The 21,880-nt window shown below is 59.0% G+C and carries 18 protein-coding genes and 1 pseudogene; 8 read left to right on the forward strand and 11 right to left on the reverse strand.

Going from position 1 to position 21,880, the window contains the following annotated elements:
* Window positions 1-54 precede the first annotated feature (54 nt).
* From AC1D2P_RS04900 to AC1D2P_RS04925, 6 genes are all read right to left on the reverse strand, one after another.
* Window positions 55-1,503, reverse strand: a complete 1,449-nt coding sequence (locus AC1D2P_RS04900; protein WP_177412283.1) for a sensor domain-containing diguanylate cyclase — start codon at window positions 1,501-1,503, stop codon at window positions 55-57.
* 259 nt (window positions 1,504-1,762) lie between these two features.
* A complete protein-coding gene (locus tag AC1D2P_RS04905) occupies window positions 1,763-1,987 on the reverse strand; it encodes a hypothetical protein (protein ID WP_046026687.1) in 225 nt (74 codons plus the stop codon).
* Window positions 1,988-2,267: 280 nt separating this feature from the next.
* Window positions 2,268-3,632, reverse strand: a complete 1,365-nt coding sequence (locus AC1D2P_RS04910; RefSeq protein WP_223523192.1) for a heavy metal sensor histidine kinase — start codon at window positions 3,630-3,632, stop codon at window positions 2,268-2,270.
* Complete coding sequence (locus AC1D2P_RS04915; RefSeq protein WP_007916978.1) at window positions 3,622-4,299, reverse strand: heavy metal response regulator transcription factor; 678 nt, start codon at window positions 4,297-4,299, stop codon at window positions 3,622-3,624. Before AC1D2P_RS04915 ends, AC1D2P_RS04910 begins: the two co-directional genes overlap by 11 nt.
* Before the next feature lie 9 nt (window positions 4,300-4,308).
* Window positions 4,309-7,410 carry a multidrug efflux RND transporter permease subunit gene (locus AC1D2P_RS04920; RefSeq protein WP_223523193.1) on the reverse strand — a complete coding sequence of 1,034 codons (3,102 nt, stop codon included), beginning with the start codon at window positions 7,408-7,410 and terminating at the stop codon, window positions 4,309-4,311.
* Window positions 7,407-8,567 (reverse strand): efflux RND transporter periplasmic adaptor subunit, encoded by a 1,161-nt coding sequence (locus AC1D2P_RS04925; protein WP_477811327.1) that lies wholly within the window; start codon window positions 8,565-8,567, stop codon window positions 7,407-7,409. The genes AC1D2P_RS04920 and AC1D2P_RS04925 overlap by 4 nt, the downstream gene beginning before the upstream one ends.
* Window positions 8,568-8,937: 370 nt before the next feature.
* Between AC1D2P_RS04925 and AC1D2P_RS04930 the strand changes: the two genes are divergently transcribed.
* Together AC1D2P_RS04930 and AC1D2P_RS04935 are read left to right on the forward strand one after the other, a co-directional pair.
* Complete coding sequence (locus AC1D2P_RS04930) at window positions 8,938-9,195, forward strand: hypothetical protein (protein ID WP_054045524.1); 258 nt, start codon at window positions 8,938-8,940, stop codon at window positions 9,193-9,195.
* Window positions 9,196-9,336: 141 nt separating this feature from the next.
* Window positions 9,337-10,475: pseudogene (locus AC1D2P_RS04935) on the forward strand (transporter substrate-binding domain-containing protein).
* A 67-nt stretch (window positions 10,476-10,542) separates the two neighbouring features.
* Here AC1D2P_RS04935 and AC1D2P_RS04940 read toward each other — a convergent pair.
* The 5 genes from AC1D2P_RS04940 to norR form a co-directional block, all read right to left on the reverse strand.
* Complete coding sequence (locus AC1D2P_RS04940) at window positions 10,543-11,292, reverse strand: YkgJ family cysteine cluster protein (protein WP_477811328.1); 750 nt, start codon at window positions 11,290-11,292, stop codon at window positions 10,543-10,545.
* Window positions 11,293-11,375: 83 nt separating this feature from the next.
* Window positions 11,376-11,702 carry a hypothetical protein gene (locus AC1D2P_RS04945; protein WP_109787536.1) on the reverse strand — a complete coding sequence of 109 codons (327 nt, stop codon included), beginning with the start codon at window positions 11,700-11,702 and terminating at the stop codon, window positions 11,376-11,378.
* Window positions 11,703-11,744: 42 nt separating this feature from the next.
* The gene (locus AC1D2P_RS04950; protein ID WP_046026737.1) at window positions 11,745-12,203 is read right to left on the reverse strand and encodes a GNAT family N-acetyltransferase; all 459 of its coding nucleotides are present in this window, start codon (window positions 12,201-12,203) and stop codon (window positions 11,745-11,747) included.
* A 27-nt stretch (window positions 12,204-12,230) separates the two neighbouring features.
* Window positions 12,231-13,133 carry a chemotaxis protein CheV gene (locus AC1D2P_RS04955; protein ID WP_046026679.1) on the reverse strand — a complete coding sequence of 301 codons (903 nt, stop codon included), beginning with the start codon at window positions 13,131-13,133 and terminating at the stop codon, window positions 12,231-12,233.
* Between the two features lie 281 nt (window positions 13,134-13,414).
* On the reverse strand, window positions 13,415-14,965 hold the full coding sequence (norR, locus tag AC1D2P_RS04960) for a nitric oxide reductase transcriptional regulator NorR (protein WP_223523200.1): 1,551 nt from the start codon (window positions 14,963-14,965) through the stop codon (window positions 13,415-13,417).
* 148 nt (window positions 14,966-15,113) lie between these two features.
* On the opposite strand from norR, the gene hmpA reads away from it, so the two are divergent.
* From hmpA to cyoD, 6 genes are all read left to right on the forward strand, one after another.
* Complete coding sequence (gene hmpA, locus AC1D2P_RS04965) at window positions 15,114-16,295, forward strand: NO-inducible flavohemoprotein (protein ID WP_046026677.1); 1,182 nt, start codon at window positions 15,114-15,116, stop codon at window positions 16,293-16,295.
* A 285-nt stretch (window positions 16,296-16,580) separates the two neighbouring features.
* Window positions 16,581-17,090: a disulfide bond formation protein B gene (locus tag AC1D2P_RS04970; protein WP_046026676.1), complete on the forward strand. Its 510-nt coding sequence runs from the start codon at window positions 16,581-16,583 to the stop codon at window positions 17,088-17,090.
* Between the two features lie 830 nt (window positions 17,091-17,920).
* Window positions 17,921-18,865 carry a ubiquinol oxidase subunit II gene (gene cyoA / locus AC1D2P_RS04975; protein WP_046026675.1) on the forward strand — a complete coding sequence of 315 codons (945 nt, stop codon included), beginning with the start codon at window positions 17,921-17,923 and terminating at the stop codon, window positions 18,863-18,865.
* 3 nt (window positions 18,866-18,868) lie between these two features.
* The gene (cyoB, locus tag AC1D2P_RS04980) at window positions 18,869-20,899 is read left to right on the forward strand and encodes a cytochrome o ubiquinol oxidase subunit I (RefSeq protein ID WP_046026674.1); all 2,031 of its coding nucleotides are present in this window, start codon (window positions 18,869-18,871) and stop codon (window positions 20,897-20,899) included.
* A 3-nt stretch (window positions 20,900-20,902) separates the two neighbouring features.
* Complete coding sequence (locus AC1D2P_RS04985) at window positions 20,903-21,529, forward strand: cytochrome o ubiquinol oxidase subunit III (protein ID WP_046026672.1); 627 nt, start codon at window positions 20,903-20,905, stop codon at window positions 21,527-21,529.
* Entirely contained in the window at window positions 21,529-21,876 is a 348-nt protein-coding gene (cyoD, locus tag AC1D2P_RS04990; protein ID WP_046026671.1) for a cytochrome o ubiquinol oxidase subunit IV, read from the forward strand. The genes AC1D2P_RS04985 and cyoD overlap by 1 nt, the downstream gene beginning before the upstream one ends.
* The last annotated feature ends 4 nt before the right edge of the window (window positions 21,877-21,880 follow it).

Here is a 21,880-nt window from a genome sequence, read left to right on the forward strand (position 1 = left end):
TACTTGTGGGAGCCGGGCTTGCCCGCGATGAGGCCCTCCGCTGCAACGCAGGATTTACTGCGAAGCCACCACCCGATTTCGCCCACCTTCCTTGGCCTGATACAGCGCCTTGTCTGCCACAAACAACAGTTGTTCCAGGCTGATTTCTTTTTCTGTCGTCCAGGTGCTGATTCCGATGCTGACAGTAATCGGTGTTTCATCGCCCGCCACCAATGGCATCTGCTCCACCGCCGTGCGGATTTTTTCAGCGATCTGCCGGGCCCCTGCAGTGTCCGTTTCCGGCAGGATCACCGAAAACTCCTCACCACCGTACCGCGCCACCAAATCACTTGGCCGTCGCACATTGGCGCAGATCACCTTGGCGACGGCCCGCAACGCATCGTCGCCGCCCTGGTGGCCATGTCGATCGTTGAACGCCTTGAAGTGGTCGGCGTCGATCATCATCACCGACAGCGGTTTTGCGGAGCGTTGCGCGCGAAACCACTCGTGACGCAGGGTTTGATCCAGGGTTCGACGGTTGGCGACACCGGTCAAGGCATCGGTGGCGGCCAGTAACGCCAGTTCCAGCTCGGCATGATGGCGCAGGCGAAGTTCGCGGCACAGCAGCCAGGTCAGCCAGAGCAGGCCGATACACAGGACGCCGGTGGCACCGCTGATCACCAGCGCAGTGCGCTTCCAGGTGGCGAACACTTCGTTGCCGGAGAGCGCGACGATGACCGTCAATGGCAGGTTGCCGACCCTGGAAAAGGTGTACAGGCGTTGTAGGTGATCGACGCTCGACACACTGTCAAAGCTGCCCGCGCCCTCACGCAGGATGCGCACGATATTGGGCCGACCGGCAAAGTTCTTGCCGATGGGGTCGTTGATCAGATGGGGCTTTTGCGCCAGCAGAATACCGTCGTCATTGATGATGCTCAGGGTGCTGTCGTTGCCGATGTCCAGGCTGTTGAATAACTGTTCGAAGTACGCGAGGCGCATCGACGCCACGGCAACACCCAGAAACTCGCCCGTGGACGAGGAGATACGCCGACTGAAGCTGATCCGCCATTCCTCGCTGTCGTCGCAGTCGCAGCGCGGTTTGAACGGGCGGCTGATGAACATGCCGGTGTCGCGGTTAAACGCATGGGCGAGGAAATAGTCGCGGTCCGCGAAGTTACCGGGCTTGGGCTCGATCAGCGATGAATCGGCAATGACTTCGCCGTGCTGGTTCAGCAACAGAATGTCGCCCTTGAAGCGCGCCGTGGTGGAGCGATCAAACAGCACCATGTGACGAATCTGCGGCGAAACCTGTTTCAGGTCTTCGCGTTGCGAGGCGGCAATCAGGCCTTGCAGGGTCAAGTCGTAGAGCTCGACGGTGCGCAGCACGTCAGCGTCGATCAACTGCGCAATGGTGGTCGCACTGCGTGTGGCGGATTGTTGGGCGTTGGCGTGTTCGCGGATCAGCAGAAAGGCAACGATGCTGAGAATCGCGATCACCGTCAGCAAGCTGCCAAGCATCACCATGAGCTCAGGCCGACCGGTCTTGCCTGAAAGGTGTTGGGGGTGGCTCACTGGCATGGGGCTGATGTCTGTTTGAGGCGCATAAAAAAGGCCAGCAAAACGCGCTGGCCTTTACTTATTCAAGCTTAGAAGACATTGAGCGGGAACGCACTTGCGCTAGCCCCCAATGAAAAAAAACCGCTGATAGCAGCGGCTTTGAAGACAACTTTTCAAAGGGAAGAGCCGATGAAAAGTGTCGAGGGAAACAGAATCGTTCGATGAGTCAGCTGTCTTTCTCAACCCGCGGCTGGGTCGCAGAAGTGGACGCTTGAGGGGTTTGCGCGGCGTCTTCAGCCTTGGCCGTCATTTCGCTCTGATACTGATCGTAGGCGGCGGCACGTGCGGCATTTTGCGTGACGAACGTCTGCGACTCTTCCGCGATTGCGAACGGAGACAGAAACAATGAGGACAAAACGAAAGCGCTGGCAGTACCCGTAATGTTGGACATCTTTTAAACCTTCTTGCTTGGCAAGTGCTGTTTGGTGCGGGCAAAGATAAGGATCCTGGCCGACGGGAAACAGAGCCAATTCAAGAAAGGACTATTGCGCCTGAAGCAACAGTAAGAACACCAACGCCGCCTCTGTAGCAGCTGGCGAAGCCTGCGTCCGGCTGCGCAGCAGTCGTAAAATCAGACGATGCAGTGTTTCAGAAAGACCGCAAACACAGACTTTACGACTGCTACGCAGCCGGACGCAGGCTTCGCCAGCTGCTACAGGACCGTGCGAGGATTAAACGGGAAGGTGAATGCCGAAGGTATTCATGCCCTGATCACTGCGCACAAACACATCACCGCCATGCATCAATGCAATCGCCTTGACGATCGCCAGCCCCAGGCCGTGATTGTTGCCACTGTTGCTGCGCGAGGCATCCACCCGATAAAAACGCTCGAACAAGCGCTGCAAATGCTCGCTGGCAATCGGTGCACCCGGGTTTGCCACGCCGATGCTCACCTGGTGCTCTTCGACCTCGATCCGCACCTGAATCACCTGCCCAGGTTCGGTGTGTTGCACCGCGTTGCTCAGCAAGTTAATCAACGCCCGGCGCAGATGCGCGATCTCGATTCGCACCTGCGCATCACCGCTGACCTGCACCTGAACCTGCGCATCTTCAAGAATGAAATCCAGATACTCCAGCGTCGTCGCCACTTCATTGGCGAGCGAGGTGGACGTCAGTTTGGTGGCCTTGCTGCCCTGATCGGCACTGGCGAGGAACAACATGTCGTTGATGATCGAGCGCAGGCGTTCCAGCTCTTCGAGGTTCGATTGCAGCACTTCGAAATAGTGTTCGGCAGAGCGTCCGCGTGTGAGCGCCACTTGGGTCTGCCCGATCAGGTTGGTCAGCGGCGAGCGTAGTTCATGAGCCACGTCGGCATTGAACGACTCCAGCCGCGAGTAAGCCTGCTCTACCCGTTCCAGCGTGGAGTTGAATGAATTGACGAACTGATTCAACTCTGGCGGCAGCGACGATAATCGCAGCCGTCCGGAACGCAGCGGCGGTGCCAGGCGCTGGGCTTCCTGAGACAGCTTGATCAGTGGCTTGAGGCCAATGCGTGCGACCCAATAGCCCAATGCAGACGCCAGCAACACCCCGACAATCGCCAGGCTGATCAGGGCGATCAGCAGGTGATGTTGCGTCTGGTAAAAGGTCTCGGTGTCGATGCCGATCATGAAGCGCAGCGGCGGGCGTTGATCCTTGGCCGGGAACTGGCTCACCAGTACTTTCAGCGGGTAGGGATGGTCCGGCAGCTGCAAGTCACGCATGCCCAGCGGCCCTTCGGCAAAGGCGCGGATTTGCGGTGTCGGGCTGCCGTATTCGTAGTGCGGATCACCGCTGGTAATCCAGAAACTGATGCGCTTGTCTTCCTCGCCCAGCAACTTGAGTTTGTTGTTGATCTTCACCCAATGTTCGGGCGTGCCGTAACGGCCAACGGTGGATTCGAGCACGCTGTAGCGCGCGTCCAGTTCGGCTTCGGGCAGCAATCCCAAGCCCTTGTCGACCTGCTGGTACAAGGCCCAGCCGATCAACAAAAACACCAACAGCGCCACCAGCGTGAACATCCCGCTCAAGCGCAATGCGATGCTGTTACTGGACACCACGGCTCTCCAGCACATAACCCATGCCACGAATCGTGTGCAGCAATTTCTCGTCGAAGGGGCCATCGAGTTTGGCCCGCAGGCGCTTGATCGCGACCTCGACGACGTTGGCGTCGCTGTCGAAATTGATGTCCCAGACCATCTCGGCAATCGCTGTTTTCGAGAGGATTTCACCTTGCCGGCGGGCCAGCACACTGAGCAGCGAAAACTCCTTGGCCGTCAGATCAAGGCGAGTACCGGCGCGGGTGGCCTTGCGGCTGATCAAATCAATCCACAGGTCGGCGATACTCACTTGCACCGGTTCGTGGCCGCCGCTGCGGCGGGTCAGCGCTTGCAGCCGTGCCACCAGTTCAAGGAACGAAAACGGTTTGCCGAGGTAATCGTCGGCGCCGTCGCGCAGGCCCTTGATGCGGTCTTCGACGCGCTCGCGGGCGGTGAGCATGATCACCGGGGTTTGCTTGCGTGCACGCAATGCACGTAGCACGCCGAAGCCGTCCAGGCCCGGCAGCATGACGTCGAGGACGATCACCGCGTAGTCGCTTTCCAGCGCCAGGTGCAGGCCCTCGACGCCGTCGCGCGCCAGGTCCACGGTGTAACCCTGTTCCGTCAGGCCGCGGTGTAAATAATCCGCGGTTTTTTCTTCGTCTTCGATAATCAGAACGCGCATGACCCCGCCTCAGTCTGTGGTCGCCAACGCCGGTACCGGCGAAGGTTTGGGCCTGTGGAAAAGCCGCTCAAGCCACAAGTATATGACCGGAGTGGTGAACAGCGTCAGCGCCTGGCTGACCAGCAAACCGCCCACGACCGCGATTCCCAGCGGCTGGCGCAGTTCGGCGCCGGTGCCGTAGCCGAGCATCAGCGGCAGTGCGCCGAGCAGGGCGGCGAGGGTGGTCATGATGATCGGCCGGAACCGCGTGATACAGGCCTGAAAGATCGCCTCTTCCGGTGGTAAACCACGGTTGCGCTGGGCATCAAGTGCAAAATCGATCATCAGGATGCCGTTTTTCTTGACGATACCGATCAGCAGCACCAGCCCGATCAGCGCCATGATCGAAAAGTCCTGGCCGCAAATCCACAGCATGATCACCGCCCCGAGCCCCGCCGAAGGCAGCGTCGAAATGATGGTCAGCGGGTGAACGAAGCTCTCGTAGAGCACGCCCAGAATGATGTACACCGCCACCAGCGCCGCCAGAATCAGCCACGGCTGGCTGGCCAGCGAACTCTGGAACGCCTGCGCCGCGCCCTGGAAATTACCGCTCATGGCCGCCGGCATGCCGATGTCGACCTTGGCCTGGTTGAGCATGATCACCGCATCGCCCAACGCCACGCCGGGCGCGAGGTTGAACGACAAGTTAGCGGCCGGGAACATGCCGTCGTGGGCGATGGACAGCGGGCCGACCGTGGGGGCGTCAAATTTGGCCAGTGCCGACAGCGGCACCATTTCTCCGCTCAGGGGCGAGCGCAAGTAGAAATAGTTCAGGCTTTCCGCCTTGCCGCGTTGCTGGGTGTCGAGTTCCAGAATCACGTTGTACTGGTTGATCTGGGTCTGGAATTCATTGACCTGACGCTGACCAAATGCATCGTAAAGCGCTTCGTCGACATCACTGGCGGTCAGGCCGAAGCGCGCCGCCGCGCTGCGGTCGATGCTGATGTGGGTGATGCTGCCGCCCAGTTGCAGGTCGTTGGAAATGTCGCGAAACGCAGGGTTGCCGCGCAGCTTTTCCGTCAGGCGTTGGGTCCAGGTGCTGAGGGTCGCGCCGTCATTGCTCTTGAGTACGTATTGGTACTGGGCGCGGCTCGGGCCGGAGCTGAGGTTGATGTCTTGCCCGGCTCGCAGGTACAGCACGATGCCCGGGACCTTCATCAGTTTCGGGCGAATCCGGTCGATGAACTGGCTGGCCGAGACATCGCGGTCGCTGCGTTTTTTCAGGGAGATCCAGAAGCGACCGTTGGCGATGGTCTGGTTACTGCCCGATACGCCGACCGAGTGGGAAAACGCCGCGACGGCGGGGTCCGCCGCGACGATTTCGGCCATTGCCAGGTGTTTTTTCACCATGTCGCCGTAGGAAATATCGGCGGCGGCTTCGGTCGTACCGAGGACAAAACCGGTGTCCTGCACCGGGAAGAACCCTTTCGGAATGAAGATGTAACCGGCGATGGCCAGGCAGAGGGAAAGGCCAAACACACCGATCATCAACTTTTGATGGGCGAGGGCGCGGCGTAGCAGTTTTTCATAGCCGGCCATCAAGCGTTCGCCGAACGTCGGTTTGCTGTGGGCGTGGTGCACCGGCGCACGCATGAACAGCGCGGCCAGGGTGGGCGCCAGCGTCAGCGACACCACCACCGAAATCATGATGGTCGAGGTGGCCGTCAGGGCGAATTCCTTGAATAACCGCCCGACCACGCCGCCCATGAACAGCAGCGGAATGAATGCCGCCACCAGCGAGAAACTGATCGAGACCACGGTAAACCCAATCTCGCCGGCGCCCTTGATCGCCGCCTCGCGCATGCTGTCGCCGGCCTCAAGGTGCCGGTGAATATTCTCCACCACCACAATCGCGTCGTCGACTACAAACCCCACGGCCACCACGATGGCCACCAGCGTCAGGTTGTTCAGGCTGAAGCCCATGATGTACATCAGCGCGAAACTGGCGATCAGCGAAACGCCCAGTACCGCGGACACGATCAGCGTCGCCGACCACTGGCGCAGGAACAGCGCCATCACCGCCACCACCAGCATGATCGCGATCAGCAGGGTGATTTCCACTTCATGCAGCGAGGCGCGGATAGTCTGGGTGCGGTCGACCAGTACCTTGACCTGCACCGAGGCGGGGAGCATGGCTTCCAGAGCCGGCAACGCGGCTTGAATGCGATCCACGGTCTCGACAATGTTCGCGCCCGGTTGCCGGGAAATCACCAGGTTCACCCCCGGCCTGTCGCCGGCCCAGGCCTGAACGTAGGCATCTTCCGAGCCGTTGACGACTTTGGCGACATCCCTCAGATGAACCGGGGCGCCGTCCTTGTAGGAAACGATGAGTTGGCTGTATTCCTCGGGGTGAAATAGCTGGTCGTTGGTCGACAGGGTCGAAATGCTCGATTCGCCGTACAGCGCACCTTTGGCCAGGTTGAGGCTGGTGCTCTGGATCGCCAGGCGAATGTCCGCGAGGGTCAGGCCAATGGCCGCCAGTTTGTCCGCCGACGCTTGAACCCGGATAGCCGGACGTTGCTGGCCGGTAATGTTGATTTGGCCTACGCCATCGATCTGACTGATCTGACGGGAGAGCAGGGTTTCCACCAGATCACTGAGCTCGGTGCCGGGCATTTGGGTGGAGTTGACGCTGAGGATCAGCACTGGGCTGTCGGCGGGATTGACCTTGCGCCAGGTTGGCAGCGTGGGCATGTCCTTGGGCAGTTTGCCGGCGGCGGTGTTGATCGCGGCCTGGACTTCCTGGGCGGCGGTGTCGATGCTTTTGTCGAGGGTGAACTGCAGGGTCAGGTTGGTCGACCCCAAGGCGCTGCTCGACGTCATTTGCGTCACGCCGGGGATGGCGCTGAATTGCACTTCAAGCGGCGTGGCCACCGACGAGGCCATGGTTTCCGGGCTGGCGCCGGGCAATTGCGCGGCCACCTGGATAGTCGGGAATTCCGCTTCCGGCAGCGGCGCAATCGGCAGGCGCGGGAAGGCGATGGCGCCGAGCAGCACCAGAGCAAAGGTCAGCAGGATAGTGGCGACCGGATGATCGATGCACCAGGCCGAGACTGAGCCGTGGCCCTTCATGGTTTCGACTCCGATTGCACCACTTGCGGCGGGTCGGTCAGCACTTGCAYGGTTGAACCAGGCTTGAGCCGCGACTGGCCATCACTGACCAGCACATCGCCCTGTTTCACGCCTTTGATGATGTCCTGGCCGCTGCCTTGAGCGACGACCTGCACGTTGACGGCTTCAACTTTGTCACCGTTGACCCGGTACACGAAATGTTGATCGAGGCCCCGCTGTACGACGGTGGGCGGCACCACCAGCGCATCTTTCTCCAGGGCTGTCTGAATTTTTACCGTTACCAGCAGGCCGGGCCAGAGTTTCTGTCCGGGGTTGTTGAATTCGGCCTTGGCGCGGATGGTCCCGGTATTGGCGTTGATCTGGTTATCGATCAGGGTCAGGTGACCTTCGCCCAGCAGGTTGCCGGTTTCACCGTCGGTGTCGGCGCCGATGTAGGCTTTCACTTGTGCGCGTTGTGGGTCGCCGATCAGCCCTTGCAGGGTCGGCAGCATTTGCTGCGGCAAGGAGAACTCGACGGCGATCGGGTCGATCTGGGTCACGGTGAACAGACCTTGGGCGTCGGTCATGCGCAGGAAGTTGCCTTCATCCACCGTACGAATACCGACGCGCCCGGTGACCGGGGAGCGAATCTGTGTGTAGGAGAGTTGCACCTGAGCGGCGTCGATTGACGCCTGATTGCCTTGCGCCGTGGCCTTGAGCTGATTGACCAGCGCTTGTTGCTGGTCGTAGGTCTGCTTGGAAACCCCATCGTCGACCGTCAGTAATTTGTACCGCTTGAGGTTGACCTGTGCGACTTCCAATTGAGCCTGGCTTTCACCCAGTTGCGCACGGGTCTGATCGAGGCTGGCGCGGATCGAGCGGTCGTCGATGGTCGCGAGCAAGTCCCCTTTGTTCACCAGTTGGCCTTCCTTGACCAGGATTTTGGTGAGGATGCCGTCAATTTGCGGACGCACCACAACGCTGTGCAAGGACAGCACCGAACCGATGCCGCTGACATAACGTGGGACGTCTTTTTCAACAACGTTGACCACGCGCACCGGGATGGCCGCAGGCGCAGCGAGCTTCGCCGTGGCGGGCTTGACGACATACCAGGTGCCCCACGCGGCCAAAGCAATAAGCAGACCGGCGATCAAGGCGGTTTTTTTCTGAATTTGCATGCGAGTGGGGCGCCGGGCTAAGGGATAGGGGGAGTTTTCAGGTTTATACCCTCCTTTATAACCCTGTCAGCCCGTCAGGAGGGTGACTGCTAACTGACGGCGCTGTCAGTTTGGGAGGGATCTTGATTTTGCTTGCATGGCGTTCGGTCAGGTTGACCGCGTTATCGTTCATCGCGAGCAAGCTCGGCTCCTACAGATACGTTGGGTCCTTGTGGGAGCCGGGCTTGCCCGCGATGGCGGCAGTTCAGTCAACACAAAACCCGACGGACTCGCTCGCGGCGTGAAGCTTGCAGCTCTCGACACAGGTATACTGCCGCCTTTCGCGGCTCGCTGACCGGGCCCGACTCTATGTGCACCACCCGGAGCTTTCATGACTTCCCCGACACAACCGCCGGTTGCCGACGCTTTGAGCGACGACCAGGCAGACCTGCCAGACAGCGTCGACTCCAGCGCAGACAGCGAAACCAAAGCCGCGATCCCGGCATTCAAGTTCCCGTTCAAACCGGGTGAATTGGCCGCCGCCAAGAACGCCAACCAGCCTTGGTACAAGAATGGCGCGAAGAATGGGCATACCAAGACGCCAGGCGCAGCACCTCCGGGCACGCGTCGTTCGATGGGTAAGCGTTGACCCTCGGTTATGTTTTCTGCTGGAAAGAAATCTGTCTGATGCCGAGACAGTTCCCACAAGGATGAGCGACTTGTCCTCTGGGAAGGTTGGTGACCCTTCGTCGAAGATTCGTTTCCAAGAATTCTCGACGAAGCCACTGAAATGCCTCTGCTAAAAACGCTCACCGTCCTGTCGCTGGTGCTCCTGACCACCGGTTGTGTGTCTTCTAAACCTGACCCACAGATCCGTTTTGGGGTCGAAGCCCTGGTTCCGCCATTTGAAAGCCGTAATGAAAATGGCGAACTGGTCGGGTTGAACATCGATTTGGGCAACGCCTTGTGTGCCGAACTCAATGCCCGCTGTGTCTGGATCGACCAGGCTTACGCCACCAATATCGCTGCCCTTGAAGCCAGGCGTTTCGACGTCATCATGCCGATGACCGCTACGGCGGCGCGACGTGAGCGGATCGACTTCACCGAGAACCTTTACCCGTTGAGCAGCCGACTGGTGGCGCGTCAAGGTTCCGGTTTGCAACCGTCGGTGGTCTCGCTCAAAGGCAAGCGCGTCGGTGTTCTGGCGGGCACCAGCCGCGAGACGTTCGCCAAAACCCGTTGGGTGAGGCCGGGGTGACGGTGCGCAGTTTCAATTTGAATGATCAACTGATTGCCAGTTTGCAGGCGGGCGAAATCGACGCAACCCTGCAGGACACGATCGAAATTACCCACGCATTTTTGAGCCAGCCTCAAGGACAGGCATTCGACTTTGCCGGTCCTGTGCTCGACGATCCTATGTTGGGCAGCGGTGTGGCAATGGGGGTGCGCAATAACGACACCGCGTTGCGCGATAGCCTGAATGCTGCCCTTGAGCGTCTCAAGCGAAATGGCCAGTACCAGGCGATAACCCAGCGTTACTTGCCCCCCGTGACTACCGATGCACCCCGTTACTTTCCTAATGAGGAAGGCCTGCCATTTTCCGATGCGGTGCAGGTGGGGCACACGGTTTACCTGTCCGGGGTGATCGGCCTCGGAGCTGATGGCAAATTGGTCAAGGGCGGCATCGGACCGCAAACGACCCAGGCCATGGAGAACYTGCGTGCGGCATTGCAAGGCAATGGTTCATCCCTGGCCCAAGTGGCCAAATGCACGGTCATCCTGGCTGACATCAAGGATTTTTCCGCCATGAGTACTGTGTATCGCAGTTACTTCCCGGTGGACCGTTTGCCGGCTCGTACGACGTTTGCCGGCCAGTTGGTTGCGGGTGCGAAAGTAGAAGTGGAATGCCTGGCGGTCACGGCCCGCTAGTTCTATCGGTGACGGGCCATTGTGCAATGGAGTTGTGCGGTGGCTCCGACGTCTGGAGCCGGGCCTCTCAAGCCGCCCGCAACGAAATAAACGCGTAGTTCACCGGCGCTTCGGTCACCAGTTGCGCACCTGCCGCCTRCACTTGCCCGGCAATTTCATCTCCCGACACATGAAACACCCAGTCAGCCCCTGACGCTGCCAACGGTTGTGCTGTTACGTGGTCGATGACATTGGCAAATGCCGTCATGTCTGGCAGATAGGCCGTAAATCCATCGCCCTTCAGCGCTGTCGTGCGAATGCCCAATAACGCGCAAATCGCGTCCTTGGCCTGGACATCATCACGATCCGCCTGGCGCGAACGCAGGATCAGCTCTTTCAGTTCCTGATCGACCATTTCGCCGCCGATGATCAAGTCCGGGCCTTGTTCCCACGACTCGGGCGGGCAGTCCTTGGTCGCCGTATCCAGCATGATGTGTGGGTTGATTTCCGCCGGGTAGATGCGGCACACCAGCGGTCGGCGTTGGTAAATGCGGCACAGGTTGTCTTCGTCAAGATTCCGGCAGGGACCGACGTTGTAGGCGGCAAAGGTGATCGCCACATAGGCCTCGGACGCGCCGCTTCGAACCACCACCGAACGGCGTTCGGCATGTTCGCGTTGCTGCGCCGGCAGGCCCAGGCCGTTCCCCAGGAAACCCTCGACGAGCACGATCACCTGACCGCCATCGGCCGCCCACATCCGGGCTTCCGCCAGCGTCAGCGGGACGTGGTGGTCATTGCAGCACTTGCCGCAACCTACGCAGGAAAACGTTGTGTTCATGGATTACCGGACCGCCTGTTAACGCATGAAGTGGCGACAGAATGTCGCCGCAGCGCTCGGTCTTGAAGCAAGTTGTACGCCACTCACTGGGCCTTGGCAGTCGGACGGATCGAGTCCCATTCGGTCACGTAGGCGGTTTTGGTCTTTTTGTTGTAGAGGCACAGTTCAGTGCCTTGCTGGCCTTTCATGTGTTTTTGCGGGTATTGGCCTTGCAGCAGGAGGGCGGTGTAGTCGACCCGATCATCGAATTGCGCAGGGTTGCCGACGGGCTTGGCATTTTTCAGGCTGCTGGCCTTGGTGCAACGGGTGAGTACCGCTTTGTCGTAGGCAGCCCAGGCGTCGGGGCTGGAAGCCTGGGCCTGGGAGGCGAGGGCGCTGAGGCAGAGGAAGGTCAGGCTGACGGCTTTCATGTTCGGGCATCCTTGGGGGTGATTGACCAAGGTCTGAGTCTGTCACGTCGGGACAGGTTCCCGGCGAACCACAACCATCCCGGCACTTTCATACAAACGCTGCGCTCGAAGGTTGTCTTCCAATACCTTCAGGTCGACAAAACCCTCGCGGCGTTGCTGAAACACATTGAACGCGTGCAGCAATAAAGTGCGGCCAAGCCCTTGGCCTTGTGCTCGCGGATGCACGACAAGGTTCTTGATGAAGGCGCTGGTCCAGCACTGGCACACGCCAACGACACCGTCGGCATCCAGCGCAATGAAACACAAGGAGGGATCGTATTCGGGATCGGTTTCAAACCGCTGTTGCCACAGTTCCAGCGCTGGCACGCGGCCGCCACCTTCGAGATAACCCTGTTCCATCAAGCGATGAACGGCTTCGGCCAATTCAGGCCGGTAGGGGCTGAGGACTATCCCTTGAGGCCAGGTAATCGGCGGCACACCTTGCGCGAGGTTGCGCCGCATCAAAAAGCAAAAGCCCTCGGCCACCTGTTAATGACCTTGTTCAGCGACAGCCTTGGCTGCCTCGATCAGGCATTTGGTCAGCTCTGGCGAAGAGAATTTGGTCAGCACGGCGTTAGCTCCGGCCAAACGCGCTTTTTCGCTGTTCATCGCACTGTCCAAAGACGTGTGCAACAGCACATACAGGTGCGAGAAGTCCGGCGTTTCGCGCAGGGTGCGGGTGAAGGCGTAGCCGTCCATTTCCGACATTTCGATGTCCGAGACGATCAGGTTGATCTGCGAAGCGGTGCCTTGCAGGTCGAGCAGGCAGTCGATGGCTTCCTTGGCGCTGCGGGCGGTGTGGCATTGCAGGCCGAGGTTGCGCAGGGTGTGCACCGATTGTTGCAGGGCAACCTGGCTGTCATCGACCACCAGAATGCGGGCGTTGCCCAAGACTTCGGCGTCTTCCATGCTCAGCTCGGTCGGGGCCGATTCGATTTGCGCCGGAGCGATGCCGTGGATGACTTTTTCGATGTCCAGCACTTGCACCAGCGTACCGTCGACCGAGGTCACGCCGGTGATGTACGAGCGCACGCCGCCGGAACCAAAGGGCGGTGGGCGGATATCGGTGGTCAGGCAATGGACGATCTTGCTCACGGCCTGAACATGCAGGCCCTGCTTGGAGCGGCTGACGTCGGTGACGATCAGGCAGCCACCGTTCGGATCTTCCAGCGGGCGCTCGCCAATGGCACGGCTCAGGTCGATCACCGACAACGAGGCGCCGCGCAGGGTGGCGATGCCTTTAACGTGGGGATGCGACTCCGGCAGCCGGGTCAGCGGCGGGCAAGGGATGATTTCACTGACTTTCAGCAGGTTGATCGCCATCAGCTTGCCGCTGCGCAACGTGAACAGCAAAAGCGAAAGTGAATCTGCGCGGGCTTTATTGGTGGACATAAAAACCTTCTGTGGAAAAGGTGATGGGCGATTGCGGGATCGCCCACAACTACCGATATCGGGTTATCGACTTGTAGCGGGCAGGCTTTAGGGGCTTTGCGTCGCACATCGGTGAATGCATTCTTTGTAGCAGCTGCCGAGCCTGCGAGGCTGCGTCCGGTTGCGAAGCAGCCGTAAACCCTGAATCCCGGATGTATCAGATACAACGCAGCCGATGGATTGGCGAGGACTGCGTCCTCGAACGCAGCCTCGCAGGCTCGGCAGCTGCTACAGGGACCGAGTTATTTCATCCCCAACCGCTTGGCCATGCGCCCAAGATTCGCCCGGTCCAGGCCTAGCTCACGGGCCGCGCTGGCCCAGTTGTCTTGGTGCCGCTCCAGGCAACTACTGATCAATTGCCGTTGATAGTTCTCGGTGGCTTCACGCAAATCGCCAGACACCAGCACCACAGGGTTGGCCACCGGTTGCTCGGTGATAGCCTCGACACTGCCAGTGGGCAAGTCCAGGTCCGCTGCACTCAAACTGAGAATCTTCGGGCGGTCCTTGCAGTTGCCCAGCGCTTTGAGTGAGCTTCGACCAATCAAATGCTCCAGCTCACGCACATTCCCTGGCCAGTTGTACGCCAGCAATGCGGTCTGCGCGTCGCTGCTCAAACGCAGGCTGTTGAGGCCCATGCGCGAGCGATTTTGCTCAAGAAAGTAGCCACTGAGCAGCAACACGTCCCGCCCGCGATCGCGCAGCGCCGGTACCAGCAAGGGGTAAACGCTCAAACGGTGGTAAAAGTCGGCACGGTAGCGACCGTTGCGCACTTCTTCGGCCAGGTCGCGGTTGGTGGCCGCGATCAGCCGCACATCCACCTGGTGTTCCTTGTCCGAGCCCAGGCGCTGCAACTGACCGCTTTGGAGCACTCGCAACAGCTTGGCTTGCACTGTCAGTGACAATTCACCGACTTCATCGAGAAACAGCGTGCCGCCATTGGCCAGCTCAAACTTGCCGCGACGATCACTTGTTGCGCCAGTAAAGGCGCCCCGCACGTGACCGAACAATTCGCTCTCGACCAATGTGTCCGGTAGCGCCGCGCAGTTGAGGCTGATGATGGGTTTGTCGGCTCGTGCAGAGGCGGCGTGAATCGCCTGCGCCACCAGTTCCTTGCCGACGCCGGTTTCGCCGGTGATCAACACGGTCAGGTCACTGCCGCCCACCAGATTGATTTCTTCCACCAGACGCTTGTGGGCCTTGCTCTGGCCGATCATCTCGCGGTCCTGCTGACCACTGGCTTGACGGTAAACCTCGGCGCGCTGGTGTTCGTCTTCGGCGCGATTGGCCAGGCGCTCGATGCGCTCGGCAGCGTTGACCGTGGCCGCAGCGAGGCTGGCAAAGGCTTGCAGGGCGTCCAGTTCGATGGGTTCAAACTGTTCCGGATCGAGGGCATCGAGGGTCAGCAAGCCCCATGGGCGCTCGTCGATAAACAGCGGGCATCCCATGCAGTCGTGGACTTCCAGATGATCATCGAGGCCTTCGACCAGCCCGTCGTAAGGGTCCGGCAGGCCGCTGTCGGCGGCAAAGCGGGTGGGGCCGTGGCTGCTGAGCAATGCCTCGAAGCGCGGGTGTTCGCTGACTTTGAAGCGTCGTCCCAGGGTGTCGGTACTCAACCCGTCGACGGCCAAGGGCACCAGCCAATCGCCATCAAGGCGCAGCAGGGCTGCGGCATCGCAAGGGAGCAAGGCGCGCATGGCTTCGAGCAGGCGGCGATAACGCTCGCCTTCGGGCAATTCGCGAGACAGGTCGGAGACCAGGGGCAGCAGGGCGGTGAGCAAGGATTTTGCAGTCATAGTGACTCCATGTAGTCGGGATGACTATAAGGCAGTGTGTGTCGATATGACTACTGTGTTTTTAAGTTGTTGTTTTATAAGGTTTATAGTTTTGGCATGGAAACTGAAGGGTCTAAGGAAACTCACACAAAGATCCGGAGTCGCCTTAATGCTTAGCGTCCAAGACCGTGCCATTGTCAAATCCACCGTGCCGCTGCTGGAAAGCGGGGGCGAAGCGCTGATTACCCACTTCTACCGCATGATGCTCTCGGAATACCCTGAGGTCCGCCCGCTGTTCAACCAGGCCCACCAGGCCAGCGGTGATCAACCGCGCGCGCTGGCCAACGGTGTGTTGATGTACGCGCGGCACATCGACCAGCTCGACCAGTTGGGTGACCTGGTGGCCAAGATCATCAACAAGCACGTGGCCCTGCAAATCCTGCCGGAACACTACCCCATTGTCGGATCCTGCCTGTTGCGCGCCATCGCCGAAGTGCTGGGCGAAGAAATCGCCACCCCTGAAGTGATTGCTGCCTGGGGTGCCGCGTATGGCCAACTCGCCGACATTTTGATCGGCGCTGAAACCAGCATCTACGACCAGAAAGAACAGGCCCCTGGCGGATGGCGCGGGGCGCGGGATTTCATCGTGACGGCCAAGGTCGAGGAAAGCGCTGAAATCACCTCGTTCTACTTCGAACCTGCCGACAAAGGCCCGATTCTTGTGGCGGAGCCTGGCCAGTACATCGGCATGAAACTGATCCTCGACGGCGAAGAGATCCGTCGCAATTACTCGCTGTCGGCACTGGCGAACAACGGTCAGTACCGCATCAGCGTCAAGCGTGAAACCGGTGGGCGCGCGTCAAACCACTTGCACGATCAGTTGCATGTCGGTGCGAGCATCGAGCTGTTTCCGCCGTCGGGCGAATTCACCCTGGCCGCCAGTGACAAACCGCTGGTGCTGATCAGTGGCGGTGTCGGCATCACGCCAACGCTGGCAATGCTCGAAGCCGCGCTGGCCACCGAGCGCCCGGTGCATTTCATCCACTGCGCGCGCAACGGCAGCGTGCACGCCTTCCGTGACTGGATCGATGGTCTGGCCGAGCGTCATCCGCAACTCAAGCGCTTCTATTGCTACGCCGAAGATGACGGCGTCAGCGCCGCTGCGCACAAGGTCGGGTTGTTGAGTCAGGAGCAACTGGGCGAGTGGTTGCCCGAACAGCGTGACCTGGATGCTTACTTCCTTGGGCCTAAAGGCTTCATGGCCGCGATCAAGCGTCACCTCAAGGCCTTGGGTGTACCGCAGCAGCAAAGCCGCTACGAGTTCTTTGGCCCGGCCTCGGCGCTGGAGTAACTGGTCAGGGCGACTCGGGAGACCGAGTCGCCTTCATCTCGGGTAAGCCCGCTCCCACAGGTTTTGTGTCGTTCGAGAGATTGCGGGCAAGCACAATTCCTGTGGGAGCGGGCTTGCCCGCGATTGGCCGCACTGCGGTTCCGAACCGTACAAATCCTTTAAAAGTTAATCCCTCCTTAACCGCTTTATCGTTTATTCCCCCGAATCCACCGGCACGCGGCAGGCTCTCAAACGACGGAGCCTGCGTGTAGACTGGCGGCAACTGATATCAAAAAGGGAAACGCGATGAGCGAGGAATCGATGCGGTTGGGACGCGAACGGCGTTATCTGGTGTTACTGGGCATCATCTGCCTGGCGCTGATCGGCGGCGCGCTGTACATGCAAATTGTGTTGGGCGAGGCGCCATGCCCGCTGTGCATCCTCCAGCGTTATGCGTTGTTGTTTATCGCGGTGTTCGCCTTCATCGGTGCGGCGATGCGCACCCGTCGCAGCATTACCGTGTTCGAGACGCTGGTGGTCATCAGTGCCATTGCAGGCGTCGCGGTCGCCGGGCATCACGTCTACACCCAGTTCTATCCTGCGGTCAGTTGCGGCATCGACGTGCTGCAACCGATTGTCGATGGTTTGCCACTGGCGAAGATCTTCCCGCTGGGCTTCCAGGTCGATGGCTTCTGCTCCACGCCGTACCCGCCGATCCTCGGCCTGTCGCTGGCGCAATGGGCGCTGGTGGCGTTCGTGTTGATCGTGGTGCTGGTGCCGTTGCTCACTTCACGTAACCGTAAAACGCTGCGCTGAGGCAGTTCGCTTCACCGCTGCGTCATCCAAAAAAAACGCCCCGGTCCTCGTTAAGAGGGCCGGGGCGTTTTGCATTTCTGACGGTTGGTAGAAAGACCTTGATGCACGACAAGAAGGGGTGCGACACGTGTGCGACATGTTGTCACATCGGCAGTGTCGCAAGGCATTTCAAAAGGATTAATTGGCATAAGGTCTGGCAACAAAATTGGACTGCCCGGATGCTGATTCAATTCGCCCGGAAAGTGATGAGGCAGGCAGTTTTAACAAGTGCTGGCGAATTGCCGGAGCCCTTGTCACGTGGGGGCTTTGGCAATCTCGGGAGAGGGTGTAGGGGGCTCGAAGCTGTCTGAACTGCGGGAGATAGACCTACTAATTTTGGTGTTTTTGTTGAGAATCAATTTCGATAACATGCCCGACTTTTACGAAATACGTTAATGATTGTTGCTGGAATGGATAAAAATTATTTCGGGATGAGACATGGTTTATGAATCGTTACATATCTACAATCGCCCGCACTGAATTCCCGGCACTGCTCACCCTTAATCAGGTGCTTGAGCAGAAAGAAGGGCGTCGAGAGGCCTGAAGGCTTCATGCGACTCCCCGGTGTCGGAGCCTTCCAACTATCCGCACCAAATGGAATTGGTCTGTAACAAGGCCTTTGACCACGAATTCGAATAAGAACTTACCGCTGGCCCAGGATTTGTCGAGCAGCGTCTGACGCGCGACGGGCAGCCCTTATTCAATCCAAGAAAAATGCCAACCCTTGGCAGGGTGAAGTGTTGGCGATCAAAACCCAACTGCATTGCGCAAGCTGCTTTAGAGGTCGTGAGATGAGTAAAAACAGGTACCCCAGACTACTAGGCTTATTGCCGCTGATTGGCACGTTGTTGCTGTCAGGCTGCAACATGACCTTGCTCGATCCCAAGGGCCAGGTGGGCCTGGATGAGCGAAACCTGATCATCACCGCAACGCTGCTGATGCTTCTTGTCGTGGTACCGGTCATCGTCATGACCTTCCTGTTCGCCTGGAAATATCGCGCCTCCAACACCGACGCCGTCTACACGCCGAAGTGGTCGCACTCCACCAAGATTGAAATCGCGGTGTGGGCCATTCCAGTGCTGATCATCATTGCCCTGGGTTATGTCACCTACAAGTCGACCCACGCACTGGACCCGTACAAACCACTGGAATCCGACGTCAAGCCGGTCACCATTCAAGTGGTCTCGATGGACTGGAAGTGGCTGTTCATCTACCCGGAACAAGGCATTGCCACGGTCAACAAGATCGTCTTCCCGGCCAACACGCCAATCAATTTCCAGATCACCTCCGACACCGTGATGAACTCGTTCTTCATTCCGGGCCTGGGCGGCCAGATCTACGCGATGGCGGGCATGCAGACCAAACTGCACCTGATCGCCAACCAGAACGCTGAATTCGACGGTATCTCCGCCAACTACAGCGGCGCGGGTTTCACCGGCATGAAGTTCAAAGCAATCGCCACCTCTCAGGCTGATTTCGATGCCTGGGTCAGTGATGTCAAGAAGGCACCTAAACAGCTTGAAAAAGCTGAATACGAAGCCCTTTCCAAACCAAGCCAGAACAATCCAGTAGAGCTCTACTCCTCGTTCACGCCGAACCTGTTCCAGACCATCGTCGACAAGTACGAAGGCATGAAACCGGGTCCGAAAGTGGACCACGAGAAGAAAGAGAAAGAAGTGGCCCAGATGGAAGGGATGGACATGAGTTCGCATTCAGCTGCCGGGGCAGAGGAGTAAACGATGTTTGGTAAATTAAGTTGGGAAGCGGTCCCGTTCCACGAGCCGATCGTGATGGTGACCATCGCCATGATCGCGCTCGGCGGTCTGGGCGTGTTCGCTGCAATCACCTATTTCAAGAAGTGGACCTACCTGTGGTCCGAGTGGCTGACATCGGTCGACCACAAGAAAATCGGCGTGATGTACATCGTCGTGGCCATGATCATGCTGCTGCGTGGTTTTGCCGACGCCATCATGATGCGTTCCCAGCTGGCCCTGGCCACTGAAGGTTCGCCTGGCTACCTGCCACCTGAACACTATGACCAGATCTTCACCGCTCACGGTGTGATCATGATCATCTTCATGGCGATGCCATTCTTCACCGGCCTGATGAACCTTGCAGTGCCGCTGCAGATCGGCGCCCGTGACGTTGCCTACCCGTTCCTGAACTCCCTGAGCTTCTGGCTGCTGGTCTCCGGCGTTGTGCTGGTTAACGTGTCCCTGGGTGTCGGCGAATTCGCCCGTACCGGTTGGGTTGCGTATCCACCGCTGTCGGAACTGGGCTACAGCCCTGGCGTGGGTGTGGACTACTACATCTGGGCGCTACAGCTATCCGGGCTAGGTACGACGCTGACCGGGGTCAACTTCCTGGCCACCGTGCTGAAAATGCGTACCCCGGGCATGAAAATGATGGACATGCCGATCTTCACCTGGACCTGCACCTGGGCCAACGTACTGATCGTCGCTTCCTTCCCGATCCTGACCGCTACCCTGGCACTGCTGACGCTTGACCGTTACATGGATTTCCACATTTTCACCAATGAACTTGGTGGCAATCCGATGATGTACGTCAACCTGTTCTGGGCCTGGGGCCACCCCGAGGTTTACATCCTGATTCTGCCGGCATTCGGGATCTTCTCCGAAGTCATCTCGGCCTTCTCCGGCAAGAAGCTGTTCGGTCACCACTCGATGATCTACGCCTCGGGCGCGATCTCGATCCTGGGCTTTATGGTTTGGCTGCACCACTTCTTCACCATGGGTTCGGGTGCCAGCGTCAACGCCTTCTTCGGTCTGGCGACGATGCTGATTTCCATCCCGACGGGTGTGAAGCTATTCAACTGGCTGTTCACCATCTACCAGGGCCGTCTGCGCATGACCAGCCAGGTGCTGTGGACCCTGGGCTTCATGGTGACCTTCGCCATCGGCGGCATGACCGGCGTACTGCTGGCCATTCCGGGTGCTGACTTCGTTCTGCACAACAGCCTGTTCGTTATTGCTCACTTCCATAACGTGATCATCGGCGGCGCAGTATTCGGCTACATCGCAGGCTTCGGCTTCTACTTCCCTAAAGCGTTCGGCTTCAAGCTGCACGAAGGTTGGGGCAAGGCAGCGTTCTGGTTCTGGATCTCGGGCTTCTTCGTCGCGTTCATGCCGCTCTATGTATTGGGCTTCATGGGCATGACCCGTCGTCTGAACAGCACCACCAACCCTGAGTGGACGCCTTACCTGCACGTTGCAATGTTTGGCGCGATCCTGATCGCTGTCGGTATTGCCTGCCAGTTGATCCAGCTGTACGTCAGTGTCCGTGACCGTAACAAGCCGGAAAACATGTGCGAACACGGTGACCCGTGGAATGCCCACACGCTGGAATGGTCGACTTCGTCGCCACCACCGTTCTACAACTTTGCCGTTCTGCCGAAAGCCGACTGCATCGACCCGTTCACCGAGGCCAAGGAAAACGGTACTGCGTACAAGGCCCCGGCCAAGTACGAGCCGATCCACATGCCAAACAACACCGCGACCGGCCTGGTCATGGGTGCTCTGTTGACCGTGTTCGGTTTCGCGATGATCTGGCACATCTGGTGGATGGCCATCTTCGGCCTCGCCGGTACCGTGATCTACTTCGTTATCCATGCTGCCCGTGATGACCAGGGCTATATGGTGCCGGTCGACGTGATCGAGCGCACCGAAGCCGAGCAGCACAAGCGTCTGGTAGCCGCCGGGAAAATCCCGGCCACTGCCACCCGTGTTGAAACCTCGTTGGAACAGGCTTAAACCATGTCGAACTTAGTGACCAATGCTGGACACACCCATGTCGATGGACATGGGCACGATGACCATCACCACGACTCGGGCGAGATGACCGTATTCGGTTTCTGGCTCTACCTGATGACCGACTGCATCTTGTTTGCGTCGATCTTCGCGGTGTACGCGGTACTGGTTAACAACGTAGCGGGTGGCCCGTCGGGCCACGACATCTTCGAGCTGCCATACGTGCTGGGCGAAACCGCCTGCCTGTTGCTCAGCTCGATCACCTACGGCTTCGCCATGCTGGCGTTGTTCAAAGGCAACAAGAAGGCGGTACTGGGCTGGTTGGCCATCACCTTCCTGTTCGGCCTGGGCTTCATCGGCATGGAGATCAACGAGTTCCACATGCTGATCTCCGAAGGCTACGGTCCTAACCGCAGCGGCTTCCTGTCCGGGTTCTTCACCCTGGTCGGCACCCACGGTCTGCACGTGACCAGCGGTCTGATCTGGATGGCGATCATGATGTATCAGGTCCAGAAAAAAGGCCTGACGTCGACCAACAAAACCCGTCTGAGCTGCCTGAGCCTGTTCTGGCACTTCCTGGACGTGGTGTGGATCTGCGTATTCACCGTTGTTTACCTGATGGGGACCCTGTAATGGCTAACGCAGCTCACTCACACAATGGCCACGACAGTCACGACGACAGCCACGGCAGCGTCAAGTCGTACGCCATCGGCTTCATCCTGTCGGTGATCCTGACGATCATTCCTTTCGGCCTGGTGATGTACCCGTCGCTGCCGAAAGCCATGACCCTGTGGATCGTACTGGTCTTCGCAGTTATCCAGGTGCTTGTTCACCTGGTGTACTTCCTCCACCTGGACCGCTCCGCTGCCCAGCGTAACAACGTGATCGCGTTTGTTTTCGCCGCATTGGTAATCGTTCTGTTGGTTGGCTTGTCGCTGTGGATCATGTTCAGCATCCACACCGTCATGATGGCGCACTGAGGAA

The sequence above is a fragment of the Pseudomonas sp. P1_F1_2 genome (assembly GCF_056405815.1).